The sequence below is a fragment of the Aureimonas sp. Leaf454 genome, assembly GCF_001424685.1.
Taxonomy (GTDB): domain Bacteria; phylum Pseudomonadota; class Alphaproteobacteria; order Rhizobiales; family Rhizobiaceae; genus Plantimonas.
Genome location: NZ_LMQT01000001.1, coordinates 332110 through 345964, shown reverse-complemented (window position 1 = coordinate 345964; position 13855 = coordinate 332110). Strand labels below are relative to the sequence as shown.

Sequence of the window (13855 nt, the reverse complement as noted above, 5' to 3'; positions counted from 1 at the left end):
ATGCGGGGCCGTTCGTGCGTCTGCCTTCAGGACGACCTTTTCAGGTCTTGCTGGCCCAGGCGTCGATGGCCTGCTTGAAGACCCGATCGCCCGGAACACCCTTCTCGATCGACATCAGCGCGCGTCGGCCGGTCGCGTAGGCGATGGGAATGTCGATCCACTGTTCGCGGCTGAGCAGATCGATATTGGCGTTGGCCGCTTCCGAGAGGTTGTTCAGCGCGATGATGAAGAACCCGTCCGAAATCTTGCCGGCGACGCCGATCAAGGGCTCTCCGCGCGCCTGCTCGGTGGGCTTCAGGGCAAGGCGCTGGACATTGGCGACGGAGCCGCCGGGGAAGTTCGGCGGCGTGTCGAACATCAATTCGATCACGTGGCTTGCCGGCAGCGTCGCATCGGTGTTGCGCCGGATGGTCAGCGTCAGGCGAATGTTCTCCTCGGGAATGTCGGCGACGGCGCGGATCGCGGGCTCCGGCGGCTGGCCTTCGGCCGGCGCTTCGTTGACGACGCTCCAGACGACATTGCCGCCGCGCTGGGTGCCGGCCTCCGTCTCCGAACGCTCTTCGTAGAACACGGCCTTCTGGGCGACCGCCGGCGTCGTGGCATCGCCGACCGGCGGCGTGCGGACGGCAGCCGTCTCGGTCGCCGGAGCCGCAGCGGGTGCGTCGGGCGTCGGCGTGGCCGCGGGCGCGGGCGTCTCGCCGGTGCCGGGGGTCGGCGACATCGCGTTCGCCTGCGTCTCAGCGCTCGGGGGAGAGGCGGCGGCGACGTTGGTGCCCTCGTCGAAAGCATTGGCGACGGCGGGCGCCGGTCCCTCGTCGACCTCCGTGCCGTCGGGCAGAAGGCGCTGCGTGAAGCGGCGCTTGGGTTGCGTCGCGGCTCCGCTCGGGCTCTCGGCCGGCGGTGCCGCCGCGGTCTCCGTTCCTCCGGGCGCCGCGGCGCCGCCCTCGGCCGGCGGCGTCGAGGTGCCGGCGACGGTGGAGCCGCCGATGCCGAGGGCGGAGCGGATCTCGTCGAGATAGAGGAAGGCGGCCGTGCCGGCGCCGACGAAGAGAAGAACGCCGGCGGCGGCGAGGACCGGGGCGCGCCGCTGGCCCGCGCGTGTCGACTTGGCGCGACGCGCGCCGTTCGTCTGTCGCGGGGCACGCAGGTCCGCAGCCGGGATGGCGCCCTCGTCGAGGCCGACATCCGGTTCGGTCGCGAGGATCCGCGGAGCCTCGAGACGCGGCGGCGTGCGCCGGTCGTTGGGCTTGACCTCGTTCGTCGCGAAGGGCGCTTCGACGGCATCCGGCCCGTCCCGCGGTTCGATTCCGGCGGGCAGGACCGGTGGCCCGGCGGGGAGGGCGGGCGGTGTCGCCTGTTCTTCGGAGAAGACGGGCTCCCTGCGCGACGGAGCCTCGACGGCTCGAGCCGGTGGCTTCAGCGCAGCGGGCGTCGTCAGCGTGCGCGCCGTCGGCGGATCGACGCGCGAAACCGGCGCATCGGCAACGGGCGGAACAGGGGCCCCGCGCGGCAGATCGGCCTGCGTCCTCTCGGTGTCCGCCGCGCCGCGCGGCTGCGAGGACGGTTGCGCCGGCGGTGGCGTGAGGGGCGCAGCGGGCGCATCCCGTCGCGTCGTCCGTTTGCTCTCCAGCGACGTTCCGGCATCTGCGCCGGGCGACTCCAACGCCACGTAATGGGATTCGGTGCGGGCGATGGCATCTTCGAGCGCATGGCGCCGGGCCGCCACCACCTCGTCGGCCAGCGGCGGATTGGCAGCCTCGATCTGGCGCGAGATGGCGGCGCGCGCCTTCTCGTAGACCTTGCCTCTCATAGAGGGCGATGCCTTCGGCAATCCGTCAATCGTCTTGCGCAGAACCGCGCTTAAATCCGCCATGGATCGCAGGTGCTCGTCTTATCATCGGCGTGCCACGTAGGCGCCGAAACCATCATTCATCCATCCTAAACCATCCGCCTTGCGCGGAAAAGTCGAGGAAACACGTCGCGCCAAAGCCTTAACCCGGGATCGGATGCCATGGCAGGCAACCGTGCCGTCGGCGATCCGACCCCGACTCGACTCCCATCAGTCCTGGAACGGGTCCCGGACGAGGATCGTATCCTCTCTCTCCGGAGAGGTGGACAAAAGCGTGACGGGCGCAGACACGAGTTCCTCGATCTGGCGCACGTATTTGACCGCCTGCGCCGGCAGATCGCTCCAGCGGCGCGCGCCCGCGGTCGTGTCCTTCCAACCTTCCAACGTCTCGTAGATCGGCTCGACCTCTTGCTGCGCGGCGAAACCCGCGGGCAGGTAGTCGATCACCTTTCCGTTCCATCGGTAGCCGACCGCGATCTTGATCTCGTCGAGACCATCGAGAACGTCGAGCTTGGTGAGGGCGAGGCCGTGAATGCCGTTGATGGCGACGGCCTGGCGCACGAGGACGGCGTCGAACCAGCCGCAGCGGCGCTTGCGGCCGGTGACGGTGCCGTATTCGTGGCCCTTCTCGCCGAGGAAGCGGCCGATTTCGTTTTCCTGTTCGGTGGGAAACGGTCCTTCGCCGACGCGCGTCGTGTAGGCTTTGGTGATGCCGAGCACGAAGCCGGAGCTGGCCGGTCCGAGGCCGGAGCCGGTCGCGGCCTGTCCCGCCACCGTGTTCGACGAGGTGACGAACGGATAGGTGCCGTGGTCGATGTCGAGGAGCGTGCCCTGCGCGCCTTCGAAGAGGATGCGGGCGCCGGCCTTGCGCTTCTCGTCGAGGAGGCGCCAGACGCGGTCGATATAGGGCACGATCTCGGCTGCGACCGAGGTCAGTTCGTCGAGGATCGTCTGCGGATCGATTTCGGCTTCGCCCAGTCCGCGGCGCAGGGGATTGTGATGCGCCAGCAGCCGCTCGATGCGCTCGGGCAGGACCGAGAGGTCGGCCAGATCCATGACGCGGATCGCGCGCCGGCCGACCTTGTCCTCGTAGGCGGGCCCGATGCCGCGCCGCGTCGTGCCGATCTTGGTGCCGCTGCTGGAATTCTCGCGGATCGCGTCGAGTTCGCGGTGGAGCGAGAGAATGAGCGAGGCGTTGTCGGCGATTCGCAGGGACTGCGGCGTCACCACGACGCCCTGGTCGGCCAGGCGCTTGGTCTCGGCGACGAAGGCATGGGGATCGAAGACCACGCCGTTGCCGATGATGGACAGCTTGCCCGTGCGAACGACGCCGGACGGCAGGAGCGAGAGCTTGTAGGATACGCCGTCGACGACCAGCGTGTGGCCGGCATTGTGGCCGCCCTGGAAGCGCACGACGACGTCGGCGCGTTCCGAAAGCCAGTCCACGATCTTGCCTTTTCCTTCGTCTCCCCACTGGGATCCGACGACGACGACATTGGCCATGCGATCTCCTTGCGGGCGCAGGGCCCATGCTGGTCCGGTGGCGCGGCGCGCGGCCGCGCGCCCATGATGGAGCGGCGCGGCGACCGAAACCACCCCGTCAAAACGGCGGCACTATAGTCGCGGGCTTCCCGCGATGCGAGAGCCGAAGGGGAGTTTCCACCGGGCATCGCCTCGGAACACGTCCGCGCCGCATCCGGCTGCCGGATTTCGGAGAGGATCGCCCTATGAAGCGGGACCCGCGCGGCGTAGAGGAGCGCGATGCGTCGCATCCTACTCCACCCTTACCTCATCCTGGCATCGGTCTCGCTGATCTGGGGCGCCAATTCCGTGGCGGGAAAGCTCGCCGTCGGGCACGTCTCGCCGATGGTCCTCACCTTCCTGCGCTGGGCGCTGACGGTGGCGTTGCTGGCGCCGTTCGCGAGCCGCCATCTGAGGCGCGACTGGCCGCTGATCCGTCCGCGCCTTCCGTTCCTCCTGGCGCTCGGTTTTGCCGGCTTCACCGGTTTCAACGCGATCTTCTATCTGGCGCTGACCTATACGAGCGCGCTGAACGTTCTCATCGAACAGGCCTCCATGCCGCTCTTCGTCTTCGGCGCGAGCTTCCTGCTCTTCGGTGCCCAGGTGACGCGCTTCCAGATCGTCGGCTTCGCGCTGACGCTCGTCGGCGTGGCGCTCACCGCAGCGCATGGCGACCTCTCGACGCTGATCGACCTCCAGCTCAATCGCGGGGATGCGATGATGCTGGTCGCGGTCCTTCTCTATGCCGGCTTTACCGTCGGCATCCGTTCCAAGCCGAGCATCCACTGGCTGAGCCTGATCTTCGTCCTGTCGCTCGGTGCCTTCGCGACGTCGATCCCGATCGTCCTCGTCGAAGTCTCGGCCGGGTCCGCCCAATGGCCGGATGCGCCAGGATGGGCGATCGTCGTCTTCACGGCGCTGTTCGCCTCGATCGCTTCGCAATCAATGTATATCAAGGCCGTGGAGATGATCGGGCCGAACCGGGCCAACGTCTTCGTCAACCTCACGCCGATCTTCGGAGCGGTGCTGGCGATCCTCGTGATCGACGAGCGTCCGCATCCCTACCACGCGGTGGCGCTGACCCTCGTCCTCGTCGGTATCCTGGTGGCGGAGAAACGGATCGGCGGGCGCCGTGCGCCTCAGATCACGCCGGCGTCGCGGCAGGAAATATAGACGTCCATGCTCGGCGCGTTGCGCCCTGCGATCCGGCGCGGCTCGAAGGCGAAGCTGCCATCTCCCTGGGGAAGGCCGCGGCCGTCGAAGAGGTGCATGCCGGAATATTCGCCGGCCTTGGTCGGAACATCGACGAGACCGCAGACCACGACCGAACTGTCGGCCGCGCGGCGTCCCGAGATCGGGCCGAAATGCAGGACGCGGCCATCCAGATAGGCCGCCGAGAGGCTGGACTTGATCGCATCGATCTCGATCGGCGTCAGCTGGTAGGGCTGCGTGGGGACCGACCGGTCCGGAATGGCGTAGTTGAACATCTCGACGCGCGGCAGAGTCATCTCGCTGAAGCCGAGACTCGGCATGGCGGGGGACGTGCAACCGGAGAGACCCAGCGCGATCGACAGGAGAGCAGGCGCGCGATACATCATGGCCACACTTGTTCGTCTGAATCGAAGCTGTTGTAAAGACTTCTATAACGTTTACGAGGACACTTGATGACACCGGTCTGTTGCATTGCGTGAAGAGCAATGCAGCGACCCGGCGGTTTGAGCTTCGTCGAGCCTGACACCTGGAGCCGGTTCGAAGCTTTCCACGATGTCGCCGGAGATGACGGTTCGGAAGCGGCAGGTCGGTGCCGCAGCGTCTCGATCTCGCCGGAGAGCGTCTGAGCGCCGTCCGTGGCGACCCGCGCCCCCGGCATCGGGCTCAACGGGCCGACGCCTGCGACCTCCGACACGACGCTTTCGACGATCGACGCCGCCGCATCGGCTTGTGCCCTCAGCATGAAACGGCGTCCGAGGCGGCAGGCCGGGCATCCACCGGACGTGCAACAGGCGATGCTGTCGATCGCGCGCCGGGACAAGATGTGAACGCATCGGATCGAAAGGGGAGTCGGCCGGCGGGCTTCGTCGAAGCGGCCGCTGCGCAACGGCGTCGTCGAGCGACATCCTCCGGTGGATTTCGTCCGGTGGCGCGAGGACCCGGCACCGCGTCGGCTCGCCACGAGAGCGGTCGGGGGCGATCGACAGGACAGCCGGTGCGCGATAGATCGGAGCCGAACGGGTTCGGCTGGATCGGGCCTTTCGCAAGGTCGTCGATGGCGTCTGCGAGTCGAGGTGAGGATGCGGTCTGTCCGCGTCGCGAAAAGAGCTCTGCGCGAATGGACCGCTACATCGTCGTCGAGCAGCCTACGGACGACCGGATCGAAGCGTTTCGCGATATCCGCGAACGCGATCTGGCCGGGCGCGGCGGGTTGATCGCGGAAGGCACGGTGGTCGTCGAGCAACTGCTGCGCTCGCCCTTCTTCGAGGCGAACGCCCTTCTCATCCTGCAAAATCGACTGGCCGGTCTCGAAGACCTCTTGGCGGGCGTGCCGCCGAGCGTCCCCGTCTACGTCGCGGATCGAGGCGTCATGGACGCGATCGCGGGCTTTGCCATCCATCGCGGTGTTCTCGCGCACGGCCGGGTGAGGGAGGCGAAGGCGTGCCCGCTCGGCGAAGCGCTCGCCGCGCTCGCCAGGCGAGGTGCACCCGTGGTGGTGGCCGTCGGCATCGCCAATCACGACAATATGGGCGCCATCTTCCGCAACGCCGCCGCGTTCGGAGCGGGTATCGTCCTCGTCGACGCGACGTCCTGCAATCCGCTCTATCGCAAGGCGATCCGTGTTTCGGCCGGGGGGATCTTCACCGTGCCGTTCGAGCGTTTCGACGATCCCCTGGCGATCGCGGGCATGCTGACGGCGGCAGGCTTCGAATGCCTGGCCCTGACGCCCGGCTCCGAACAAGGGATTTCCGACATCGAAACCGATCGACCGGTCGCCCTCTTTCTGGGCGCGGAAGGACCCGGCCTGCCGAACGCGGTGATCGAACGGCTGAGGACCGCGCGGATCGAGATGGACGGGGGATACGACAGCCTGAATGTCGCGACGGCGGGCGCCATCGCGCTTCATCATTTCACCCGGCGGCGGCTGTCTTGAGGTCGTGGCGGCGCGGATTCTTCCGCTGCCACGCGCCGTCAATTCGTTTCCGATGCTGGCGCGACCGCGGACTCCCGCGGCTTAGGAGGCGGCCTTGCGCTCGGCCTCGGCCAGAAGGCGAACGCGCTCGGCCAGGGTCGGCCGCTCGCCGGGAACACGCGTGCCGTCCGCTTCGGTCGCGGTCTCGAGAAGGGCGGCGAGGGGGGACTGAGGACCTTCGGCGAGAGCCGTCATCCGGATGACGCGCGCCGCGACGTCCGAGATCCGCTCCCGAATATCGGCTTTCTCAACCGCTTCCAGCGGGACCACCTCACGCCGCCCGAGGGCGGCCTGGACGCGGGCGGATCCGCTCGCCTTGACGTCGACGGCGGGTTTCGACCACTGGCTGCGGGACCGGGGAGCGCGGGCGGGCGCGGCGGGCATCGGAGTCGGAACGGCTGCCGCCGCGGCTTCGAAAGCCGTGTCCGGCGCCGCCTTGTCACGCCCGGCGAGCGTCTTCGAGAGGTCGGCGACCTTCTCCTCGAGAACCGCATGCGCGGCGCGCTCCTGACGCAGGCTGCGCTGGGCGGCGGCGAGCTCGGCCGCGAGTTTCTCGATGGAATCCTGCTCGCTTCCCTCCGTGCGCCCGGTGAGGCGGGCCCGATCCGTCAGGCGTTCGATCTTGGCTTCGGCGGCGACGAGCTCGATCTTGCGTTCTTCGGCAATGTCGCGAAGCTCGCGGAACTGCGTTCCCAGGGCATCGAGTTCTTCGCGGGCTTGATCGGTATCGAGGCGGCTCTCGGCGAGTTGGCGCGAGAGGTCGTCGATCTCCGCCGTCTGCCCGGCATAGGCGCTTCGAAGCGCCGACAGCTCCGAGTCCTGGTCGGCGATGGCGCGCTCCATGTCCCGGTTGCGCTTCTGCAGGAGCGCGCTTTCCACGAGATTGCGGCCGTGATCGGCTTCGGCCTTGGCGGCCTTGCCGCGGATCTCGGCGGAGATGACCTCCTGCCGCCGGATGGCGACGGCGGCCTCGGCGCGCACCCGGTCGAACTCCGCGCGGATCTCGTTCGCCGAGATCGGAACGGTCGCCTCGAAGTCGCGCTGGGCGAGGCTTTGCGCCTTGCGCCAGACGATCGGGGCCAGAATCAGCGCCAGCAGCGCAGTGACAAGGACCCCCATCAGGAAGATCAGCGTGTTGGCGATCATGGCCGTCCTTGCATCCCGAACCGCCCGTCCCGAACCGCCCCCCGATCGAGAAGGGCTGCGGGTGCCGGGCGGTGGCGTCGTCGTCTGTCGGAGCACGTACTTATGTCAGAGCGGCGCATCTGTCAGGCGGCTGCGTCGGGGAAGTCTGGGCTCGGACGTCTTCATATCAGCGGTCAGAACGGATTCCACGTCGGCATCGGCGTCAGCTTGAGATAGCCGAGATTGACGCCGAGCCGCGCACCGATGCCCGTCTTGACCGGGACGATCGTCACGTCGCCGCGCGCCAGATAGGTCATGCCGAGACCGCCGACGAGATAGGCCGCGCCGGAAACGCCGCCGAAGCGACCGTAGACGCCTTCCACGGACGGCAGATTGTAAACGAGCATCATGGTCCGCGCGCCGTCGCCGCCGGCATCGAAGCCGAGCGAGGGGCCTTGCCAGAAGATCCGGTGCTCGCCGGCATTCTTGGTGAAGAGCGTGCCTTCGCCGAAGCGAAGACCGCCGATGAAGGCGCCGGAGGCCTCTTCTCCGAGGATGTAGCCGTTGGGAAGACCGTTGTCGGAGAAGGCCTTCTCGATCAACGTCGCCAGTCCGCCGGAGGTCGAGCCGAAGAACTGGTGTCCCTTGGAGACGATCTCCTCCATCGTGTAGCCGTTCGACTGCGCCCGCGCGGGGGCGCAGACGCCGAGAGCGAAAAGGCAGGCCGCGAGGGCCGCAAGGACGAGGCGGCCGAAGCCATGCGGGAAGCGCTGCATGGATTGCATTCCTCCGAGGAGCTGAGGGCGGACGACTTTCGTCAACGAACGCCGTATGGTTTCCCGATTGCAACAGAACAGGGTTCCCAAACCCCTAACGGCGGTCGTTCCGCGGTTGACGGTTCGCCGGCAGGGACTCATGGTCGCGCGGAGGGACGCGCTCGCGAATCGCGGCCGCCCACCGTCTTCCATCGCCTCGTTGGCCGCCGCTCCGCCGGCCACCGCCTCGCCTGCCACCGCAAAGACCCGAACGGATCTCGATGACGGACCTTCCCGAAGTATCGGCGCCGGATCTCGCCGCTCTCCTCGCCAGCCGCCTCTGCCACGACATCATCTCGCCGGTCGGCGCGGTGCAGAGCGGCCTGGAGCTTCTCGACGAGATGCCGAACGATCCGGAATCGATGGCGCTCGTGCGCAATTCCACCAAGAGCGCGGTGGCCAAGCTCCAGTTCGCGCGCATCGCCTATGGCGCTTCCGGCTCGTCGGCCGCGCAGATCGATCTCGGCGACGCCCGGCAGGTGGCGGAAGGCTTCATGGGATTCGAGCGCGCCGAGCTCAGCTGGACCGGCCAGCGCGCCTATGTTCCGAAGAACATCGCCAAGCTGCTTCTCAATCTCGTCGTCGTCGCCAACGCCTCCGTGCCAAGAGGGCGGACGGTGTCCGTCGACATAACGTCTCTGGAGCCGGAGGTGCACGCGGTCGTGCGCGCGAGCGGAACTCCGCTTCGCGTTCCCGCCAAGTTCCGTGCGCTTCTCGCGGGCGAGACGCCGGCCGAACCGATCGACGCGCACGGCGTCCAGCCTTATTACACGTTGCTGCTCGCTCGCGAGGCGGGGCTCGAGATCGCGCTCGAGATGAAGGACGACGCGGCGATCTTCACGATCTCGCCCCAGCGCGAAGCGACCGCCGCCGCTTCGCAGGCCCCGTCCGAGGCGCAGCTCGACGCGCCGGCCGAGGCGCTTGCGCCTGGTCTCCCCGCGCAGGGAACCCCGGACGTGGCCGTCGCGGCCGCGACCGTCGACGCTGCCGATCCCAAGATCTGACGGGACGAGGGCGGTCTCGGCGAGACATGGCCGCCGGCCGTCAGGGGCTTTTCCGGGCGCAGAACTCCGAAGGAGGCGTTCCGGGTCGGTGTCTTGCGGTCCGGGTCATCCGGGCGCAACGGGTTAGGAAAGCGTGCAGAGGTCGTCGGAGACTTCATGCAATCTTTCCCATCCTTCGCAATGATGCGGAAAAGTCACTGCGGTAGTCTTCCGGTCGTCGGGGCGCATTGCGGCTCCGAGTGAACCCGCCGGAGACCGCGCCCGATGAGAACCTGCCTGATCGTCGACGAGTCCAGCGTCATCCGGAAGGTGGCGAGCCGCATCCTCTTCCAGCTCGGCTTCGAGGCGCAGAGCGCCGCCAATGCCACCGAAGCCCTGGTGCTGCTTTCGGCGGGTCATCCTTTCGATCTCGTCGTCACCGCTTCCGCCCTGCCGGACATGGCGGCGGACGAATTCGTGCGAACCGTCCGTGCGCGGGCCGGAGGCCGGCAGACGGTGATTCTCGGCTCGCTCGTCGAGGCCAATCTGGGGCAGATGACGCGGCTGAAGCGGGCGGGCGCCAACGGCTTCGTCTACAAGCCCTTCGACCGCGCCTCGCTTTCGGGATGGGTCGACGCCTATTTCGAACGCGCGGCCGCCTGATGGCGTCGAAGACCCCTGTGCAAAACGACCCCGAAAGCCGGGAGGCCTCCGAGGTCGCACGATTTCGCGGCGGACGATGGGAAGATCAGGCGGCGCGCGTGTCGGCTTCCGGCTCGCGCAGGACGTAGCCGCGGCCCCAGACGGTCTCGATGTAATTCTTGCCTTCGGTCGCCGTGGCGAGCTTCTTGCGCAGCTTGCAGATGAAGACGTCGATGATCTTCAGTTCCGGCTCGTCCATCCCGCCGTAAAGATGGTTCAGGAACATTTCCTTCGTCAGCGTCGTGCCCTTGCGGAGCGAAAGCAGCTCCAGCATGGCGTATTCCTTGCCGGTGAGATGAACGCGCTGGCCGTTGACCTCGACCGTCTTGGCATCGAGGTTGACCGTGAGGTCGCCGGTGATGATGACCGACTGGGCATGGCCCTTCGAGCGGCGCACGATCGCATGAATGCGGGCGACCAGCTCATCCTTGTGGAACGGCTTCGTCATGTAGTCGTCGGCGCCGAAGCCGAGACCGCGAACCTTGTCCTCGATGCCCGCCATGCCGGACAGAATGAGGATCGGCGTCTTCACCTTCGACAGGCGCAGGGTCCGAAGCACCTCATAGCCCGACATATCCGGAAGGTTCAGATCCAGTAGAATGATGTCGTAGTCGTAGAGCTTGCCCAGATCGACACCCTCTTCGCCGAGGTCTGTCGTGTAGACGTTGAAGCTCTCCGACTTGAGCATCAATTCGATGCTCTGCGCTACGGCGCTATCATCCTCGATCAAAAGAACGCGCATCAGGTAGTCCTCTCCGGAGAGCTCGCCATCATGAAAAAGATGGCAAGTCTGTCGTTCGTGCGGTGGCCGTTCTCGAAAAATGACACGAAGTGGTTAACAAATGCTGCTATCCAAAACGGCCAGAGATCGAAGCGATGTTTCATTGGCATTCGGGGCCCAGGTCTTCATTTCAACGATGGATCGGTAGAACCAGTCGGGTCCCGACCGTTTTTCCCGCAACTCTTTGATCCGATTTACCGTGCCTTAAATCCTCGTGCCTATGATTAACGGTGCGCGTAAACAGACGGTTAAAGCGTTAGCCCACGAGGCTTGCCTGAAACCTCCGCCGCGCTCGACAACAGGCGGCCGGTCGCGGCCGTTGGAACGACCGGGGATGAGATCATGAAGCGGGACAACCTCGTGCGCTTGACGCGCTTCAAGGTGAACGAGAAACGCCGTCAGGTCGAACAGCTCGAGTTGATGATGGGAGAGTTCGCCCGCATGGCGGCCGAACTCGACGCGCAGATTCTGAGCGAGGAGAAGAAGGTCGGCATCACCGACATCACGCATTTCGCCTATCCGACCTTCGCCAAGGCCGCCCGGGCCCGGCGCGACAACCTGACCAATTCGGTCAAGGATCTGAAGGTACAGCTCAACGCCGCCCGCATCGTGCAGGAGGAGGCCGAAGCCGAACTCGTCAATGCCGAAAAGCTCGAGCAGCGCGACGAGGCCGAGGAGCGCCGCTCCGCCAGCGCCTGACGACACAGTCTGAGCCCGGGGCGTCGCGCCCGGGCCTCGCGCAGCGACCGAGGGGCGGCGCGCGAGGGACGGGCGCTTCGACATGGCGGCCCCATCCCCTCGGACGTTCGGTTTTCGATATCGTGGAGGCCCGGTGCGCCGCTTCCCGGCGCGAGAGCCTTCCGCTCGGTGCCCGATGAACGCAGACGACGCTCCAGACGCCGGTCCCGCAGGGCATCGCCCTCGCGGGACGTTTGCCGTTGCCCCGTCGCTCCGGACCTAGCCGCTCTTTCCGACGTCGAACGTATGGGAGCGGCTTGCCCGACCGGGATGTCCAGCCGGTCCATGGACGCACAACATCGGGAACGCACAAGACCGGGACGGTAAAAAAGTCGGGAACGCAAAAAAGCCGGCGTCAGCCGGCTGATTTGTCGAACGGATCGGCTTGGTCGAACTCCTCAGTGGTGGAGGTCGACCTTCTTGCGGTATTCCTGCAGCTGCGTCGTGCGCAGGCCTGCGAGACCGTGGCTGTCGATCGAGATCTGCCAAGACAGGAACTCCTCGACCGTTAGCGTGTATCGCGTGCAGGCTTCCTCGAGACTGAGGAGTCCTCCACGGACCGCCGCCACGACCTCCGCCTTGCGGCGGATGACCCAGCGACGGGTGTTCGACGGCGGAAGGTCTGCGACCGTCAATGGGCTGCCGTCAGGGCCGATGACGTACTTCACTCTGGGTCTAACCTGATCGGTCATTGCACTCTCTACTACACTCAAAGACCTAATCGCCCCCGACCCTAGCGCCGCGCTTTTAAAAATCCGCTAAACCTACTGTAATGATTTGATAAGATGCCGACGCATCGACCCGAACGATGGGCGAAGGGACAATCCCGGAACCCTGCCTTCGCCACAATTGACGCGTGTTTACAGTGGATTGGCACTGAAGCGAGCCGTTGCGGCCGATCGTTCCCGACGTTTGGCTTTTTTAGGGCGCACGTCTAAAAGCGGATGGTTTCGGTGCCGATATCCGCGGTGCGGAACAAGGGTGCGACCATGACGAACAGCCTCGATATCGAGAAGAAGCCGGCCGACACGCGCGTCGTCGTCGCCATGTCGGGCGGCGTCGACAGCTCCGTGGTGGCGGCGCTGCTGGCGGAAGAGGGATACGAGGTGGTCGGGATCACCTTGCAGCTCTACGATTCCGGCTCGGCGCCCAAGCGCGCGGGATCCTGCTGCGCGGGTCAGGACATTCACGACGCCAAGCGCGTCGCCGAAACGCTGGGCATCCCTCACTATGTCCTCGACTACGAGGCGGTGTTCCGCGCTTCGGTGATCGAGCCGTTCGCGGAGAGCTATCTGGCCGGGGAAACGCCGATCCCTTGCGTCTCCTGCAACCAGACCGTCAAGTTTCGCGACCTTCTCGCCGTGGCGCGCGATCTCGGCGCGGATGCGTTGGCGACCGGGCACTACATCGAGAGCCGGGCGGGCGCCGACGGGCGCCGCACGCTGCACCGCCCGACCGATCTCGATCGCGATCAGAGCTATTTCCTCTATGCGACGACGCAGGAGCAGCTCGACTTCCTGCGCTTCCCGCTCGGCCGGCTCGGTAAGAGCGAGACGCGGGCGATCGCCGCTCGTCATGGTCTCGCGGTCGCCGACAAGCCGGACAGTCAGGACATCTGCTTCGTGCCCAAGGGCCGGTATGGCGACATCATCGAGCGGCTGAAGCCCGGCGCGGGCGTGCCCGGCGACATCGTCCACCTCGACGGACGTCGCCTCGGCCGTCATTCCGGGATCCTGCATTTCACCGTCGGCCAGCGCCGGGGCATCGGCGTCGCGGCGGCCGAGCCGCTCTACGTCGTCGCCATCGATGCGGCCAGCGCACAGGTCGTGGTCGGGCCACGGGAGGCGCTGGAGACGCGGCGCCTCACGCTTCGCCAAGTGAACTGGCTGGGAGAGGGGCGGCTCGACGAAGGCGAGCCACGCGACGTCGTGGTCAAGGTTCGTTCCGCCCGGCCTCCGATCGCGGCTCGCCTTCTCGAAACCGAGGCCGGGACGGTCGTCGACCTCGCCATCGGCGAGGAAGGGGTCGCGCCCGGTCAGGCCTGCGTCTTCTACGAAGCCGAGGCCGCCGGCAGCCGCGTGCTCGGCGGCGGGATCATCGCCCGCGGCGATCGCATGGCCTCGGCGGCGCCGCAGCGCCTTCGGGCCGTCGGCTGAC

13 protein-coding genes and 1 pseudogene are annotated in these 13855 nt (G+C 66.8%); 6 read left to right on the top strand and 8 right to left on the bottom strand.

All coding sequences use genetic code 11. The annotated features are described in order from the left end of the window. Positions 1–40 precede the first annotated feature (40 nt). Together ASG43_RS01535 and ASG43_RS01530 are read right to left on the bottom strand one after the other, a co-directional pair. A complete protein-coding gene (locus tag ASG43_RS01535; RefSeq protein ID WP_056499466.1) occupies positions 41–1810 on the bottom strand; it encodes a hypothetical protein in 1770 nt (589 codons plus the stop codon). A gap of 249 nt (positions 1811–2059) precedes the next feature. Further along, positions 2060–3352, bottom strand: coding sequence for an adenylosuccinate synthase (locus ASG43_RS01530; protein WP_056499464.1), 1293 nt, complete (start codon positions 3350–3352; stop codon positions 2060–2062). A 258-nt stretch (positions 3353–3610) separates the two neighbouring features. On the opposite strand from ASG43_RS01530, the gene ASG43_RS01525 reads away from it, so the two are divergent. Further along, entirely contained in the window at positions 3611–4543 is a 933-nt protein-coding gene (locus ASG43_RS01525; RefSeq protein WP_056499462.1) for a DMT family transporter, read from the top strand. Here the strand turns inward: ASG43_RS01525 and ASG43_RS01520 are convergent. Together ASG43_RS01520 and ASG43_RS22445 are read right to left on the bottom strand one after the other, a co-directional pair. Beyond that, positions 4510–4968, bottom strand: a complete 459-nt coding sequence (locus tag ASG43_RS01520) for a hypothetical protein (RefSeq protein WP_056499461.1) — start codon at positions 4966–4968, stop codon at positions 4510–4512. The genes ASG43_RS01525 and ASG43_RS01520 overlap by 34 nt on opposite strands. After that, complete coding sequence (locus ASG43_RS22445) at positions 4965–5324, bottom strand: hypothetical protein (RefSeq protein WP_156386329.1); 360 nt, start codon at positions 5322–5324, stop codon at positions 4965–4967. Before ASG43_RS22445 ends, ASG43_RS01520 begins: the two co-directional genes overlap by 4 nt. A 375-nt stretch (positions 5325–5699) precedes the next feature. Between ASG43_RS22445 and ASG43_RS01510 the strand changes: the two genes are divergently transcribed. Beyond that, entirely contained in the window at positions 5700–6515 is an 816-nt protein-coding gene (locus ASG43_RS01510; protein ID WP_056499458.1) for an RNA methyltransferase, read from the top strand. 81 nt (positions 6516–6596) lie between these two features. Here the strand turns inward: ASG43_RS01510 and ASG43_RS01505 are convergent, their stop codons facing one another. Together ASG43_RS01505 and ASG43_RS01500 are read right to left on the bottom strand one after the other, a co-directional pair. Beyond that, positions 6597–7700, bottom strand: coding sequence for a hypothetical protein (locus ASG43_RS01505; RefSeq protein WP_056499456.1), 1104 nt, complete (start codon positions 7698–7700; stop codon positions 6597–6599). Between the two features lie 173 nt (positions 7701–7873). After that, a complete protein-coding gene (locus tag ASG43_RS01500) occupies positions 7874–8455 on the bottom strand; it encodes a DUF1134 domain-containing protein (RefSeq protein WP_056500942.1) in 582 nt (193 codons plus the stop codon). A gap of 260 nt (positions 8456–8715) precedes the next feature. Here ASG43_RS01500 and ASG43_RS01495 point away from each other — a divergent pair. Both ASG43_RS01495 and ASG43_RS01490 read left to right on the top strand, forming a co-directional pair. After that, positions 8716–9336: pseudogene (locus ASG43_RS01495) on the top strand (histidine phosphotransferase family protein); the annotation flags it as partial. A 426-nt stretch (positions 9337–9762) separates the two neighbouring features. Further along, positions 9763–10140: a response regulator gene (locus ASG43_RS01490; RefSeq protein WP_056499454.1), complete on the top strand. Its 378-nt coding sequence runs from the start codon at positions 9763–9765 to the stop codon at positions 10138–10140. Positions 10141–10225: 85 nt separating this feature from the next. On the opposite strand, the gene ctrA is transcribed toward ASG43_RS01490, so the two are convergent. Beyond that, positions 10226–10921 (bottom strand): cell cycle two-component system response regulator CtrA, encoded by a 696-nt coding sequence (gene ctrA / locus ASG43_RS01485; protein WP_056499452.1) that lies wholly within the window; start codon positions 10919–10921, stop codon positions 10226–10228. A 378-nt stretch (positions 10922–11299) separates the two neighbouring features. Between ctrA and ASG43_RS01480 the strand changes: the two genes are divergently transcribed. Continuing rightward, the gene (locus ASG43_RS01480) at positions 11300–11659 is read left to right on the top strand and encodes a flagellar export protein FliJ (RefSeq protein ID WP_156386442.1); all 360 of its coding nucleotides are present in this window, start codon (positions 11300–11302) and stop codon (positions 11657–11659) included. Between the two features lie 437 nt (positions 11660–12096). Here ASG43_RS01480 and ASG43_RS01475 read toward each other — a convergent pair whose 3' ends face one another. Further along, on the bottom strand, positions 12097–12390 hold the full coding sequence (locus ASG43_RS01475) for a DUF1153 domain-containing protein (RefSeq protein ID WP_056499450.1): 294 nt from the start codon (positions 12388–12390) through the stop codon (positions 12097–12099). Between the two features lie 297 nt (positions 12391–12687). On the opposite strand from ASG43_RS01475, the gene mnmA reads away from it, so the two are divergent. Continuing rightward, positions 12688–13854: a tRNA 2-thiouridine(34) synthase MnmA gene (gene mnmA, locus ASG43_RS01470; RefSeq protein ID WP_056500935.1), complete on the top strand. Its 1167-nt coding sequence runs from the start codon at positions 12688–12690 to the stop codon at positions 13852–13854. Position 13855: the final 1 nt, after the last annotated feature.

Bases quoted from the DNA above. Each gene is read 5' to 3' on its own strand.
- ASG43_RS01535 (WP_056499466.1), bottom strand. From the start codon at position 1,810: ATGAGAGGCAAGGTCTACGAGAAGGCGCGCGCCGCCATCTCGCGCCAG.
- ASG43_RS01530 (WP_056499464.1), bottom strand. From the start codon at position 3,352: ATGGCCAATGTCGTCGTCGTCGGATCCCAGTGGGGAGACGAAGGAAAA.
- ASG43_RS01525 (WP_056499462.1), top strand. From the start codon at position 3,611: ATGCGTCGCATCCTACTCCACCCTTACCTCATCCTGGCATCGGTCTCG.
- ASG43_RS01520 (WP_056499461.1), bottom strand. From the start codon at position 4,968: ATGATGTATCGCGCGCCTGCTCTCCTGTCGATCGCGCTGGGTCTCTCC.
- ASG43_RS22445 (WP_156386329.1), bottom strand. From the start codon at position 5,324: ATGCTGAGGGCACAAGCCGATGCGGCGGCGTCGATCGTCGAAAGCGTC.
- ASG43_RS01510 (WP_056499458.1), top strand. From the start codon at position 5,700: ATGGACCGCTACATCGTCGTCGAGCAGCCTACGGACGACCGGATCGAA.
- ASG43_RS01505 (WP_056499456.1), bottom strand. From the start codon at position 7,700: ATGATCGCCAACACGCTGATCTTCCTGATGGGGGTCCTTGTCACTGCG.
- ASG43_RS01500 (WP_056500942.1), bottom strand. From the start codon at position 8,455: ATGCAGCGCTTCCCGCATGGCTTCGGCCGCCTCGTCCTTGCGGCCCTC.
- ASG43_RS01490 (WP_056499454.1), top strand. From the start codon at position 9,763: ATGAGAACCTGCCTGATCGTCGACGAGTCCAGCGTCATCCGGAAGGTG.
- ctrA (WP_056499452.1), bottom strand. From the start codon at position 10,921: ATGCGCGTTCTTTTGATCGAGGATGATAGCGCCGTAGCGCAGAGCATC.
- ASG43_RS01475 (WP_056499450.1), bottom strand. From the start codon at position 12,390: ATGACCGATCAGGTTAGACCCAGAGTGAAGTACGTCATCGGCCCTGAC.
- mnmA (WP_056500935.1), top strand. From the start codon at position 12,688: ATGACGAACAGCCTCGATATCGAGAAGAAGCCGGCCGACACGCGCGTC.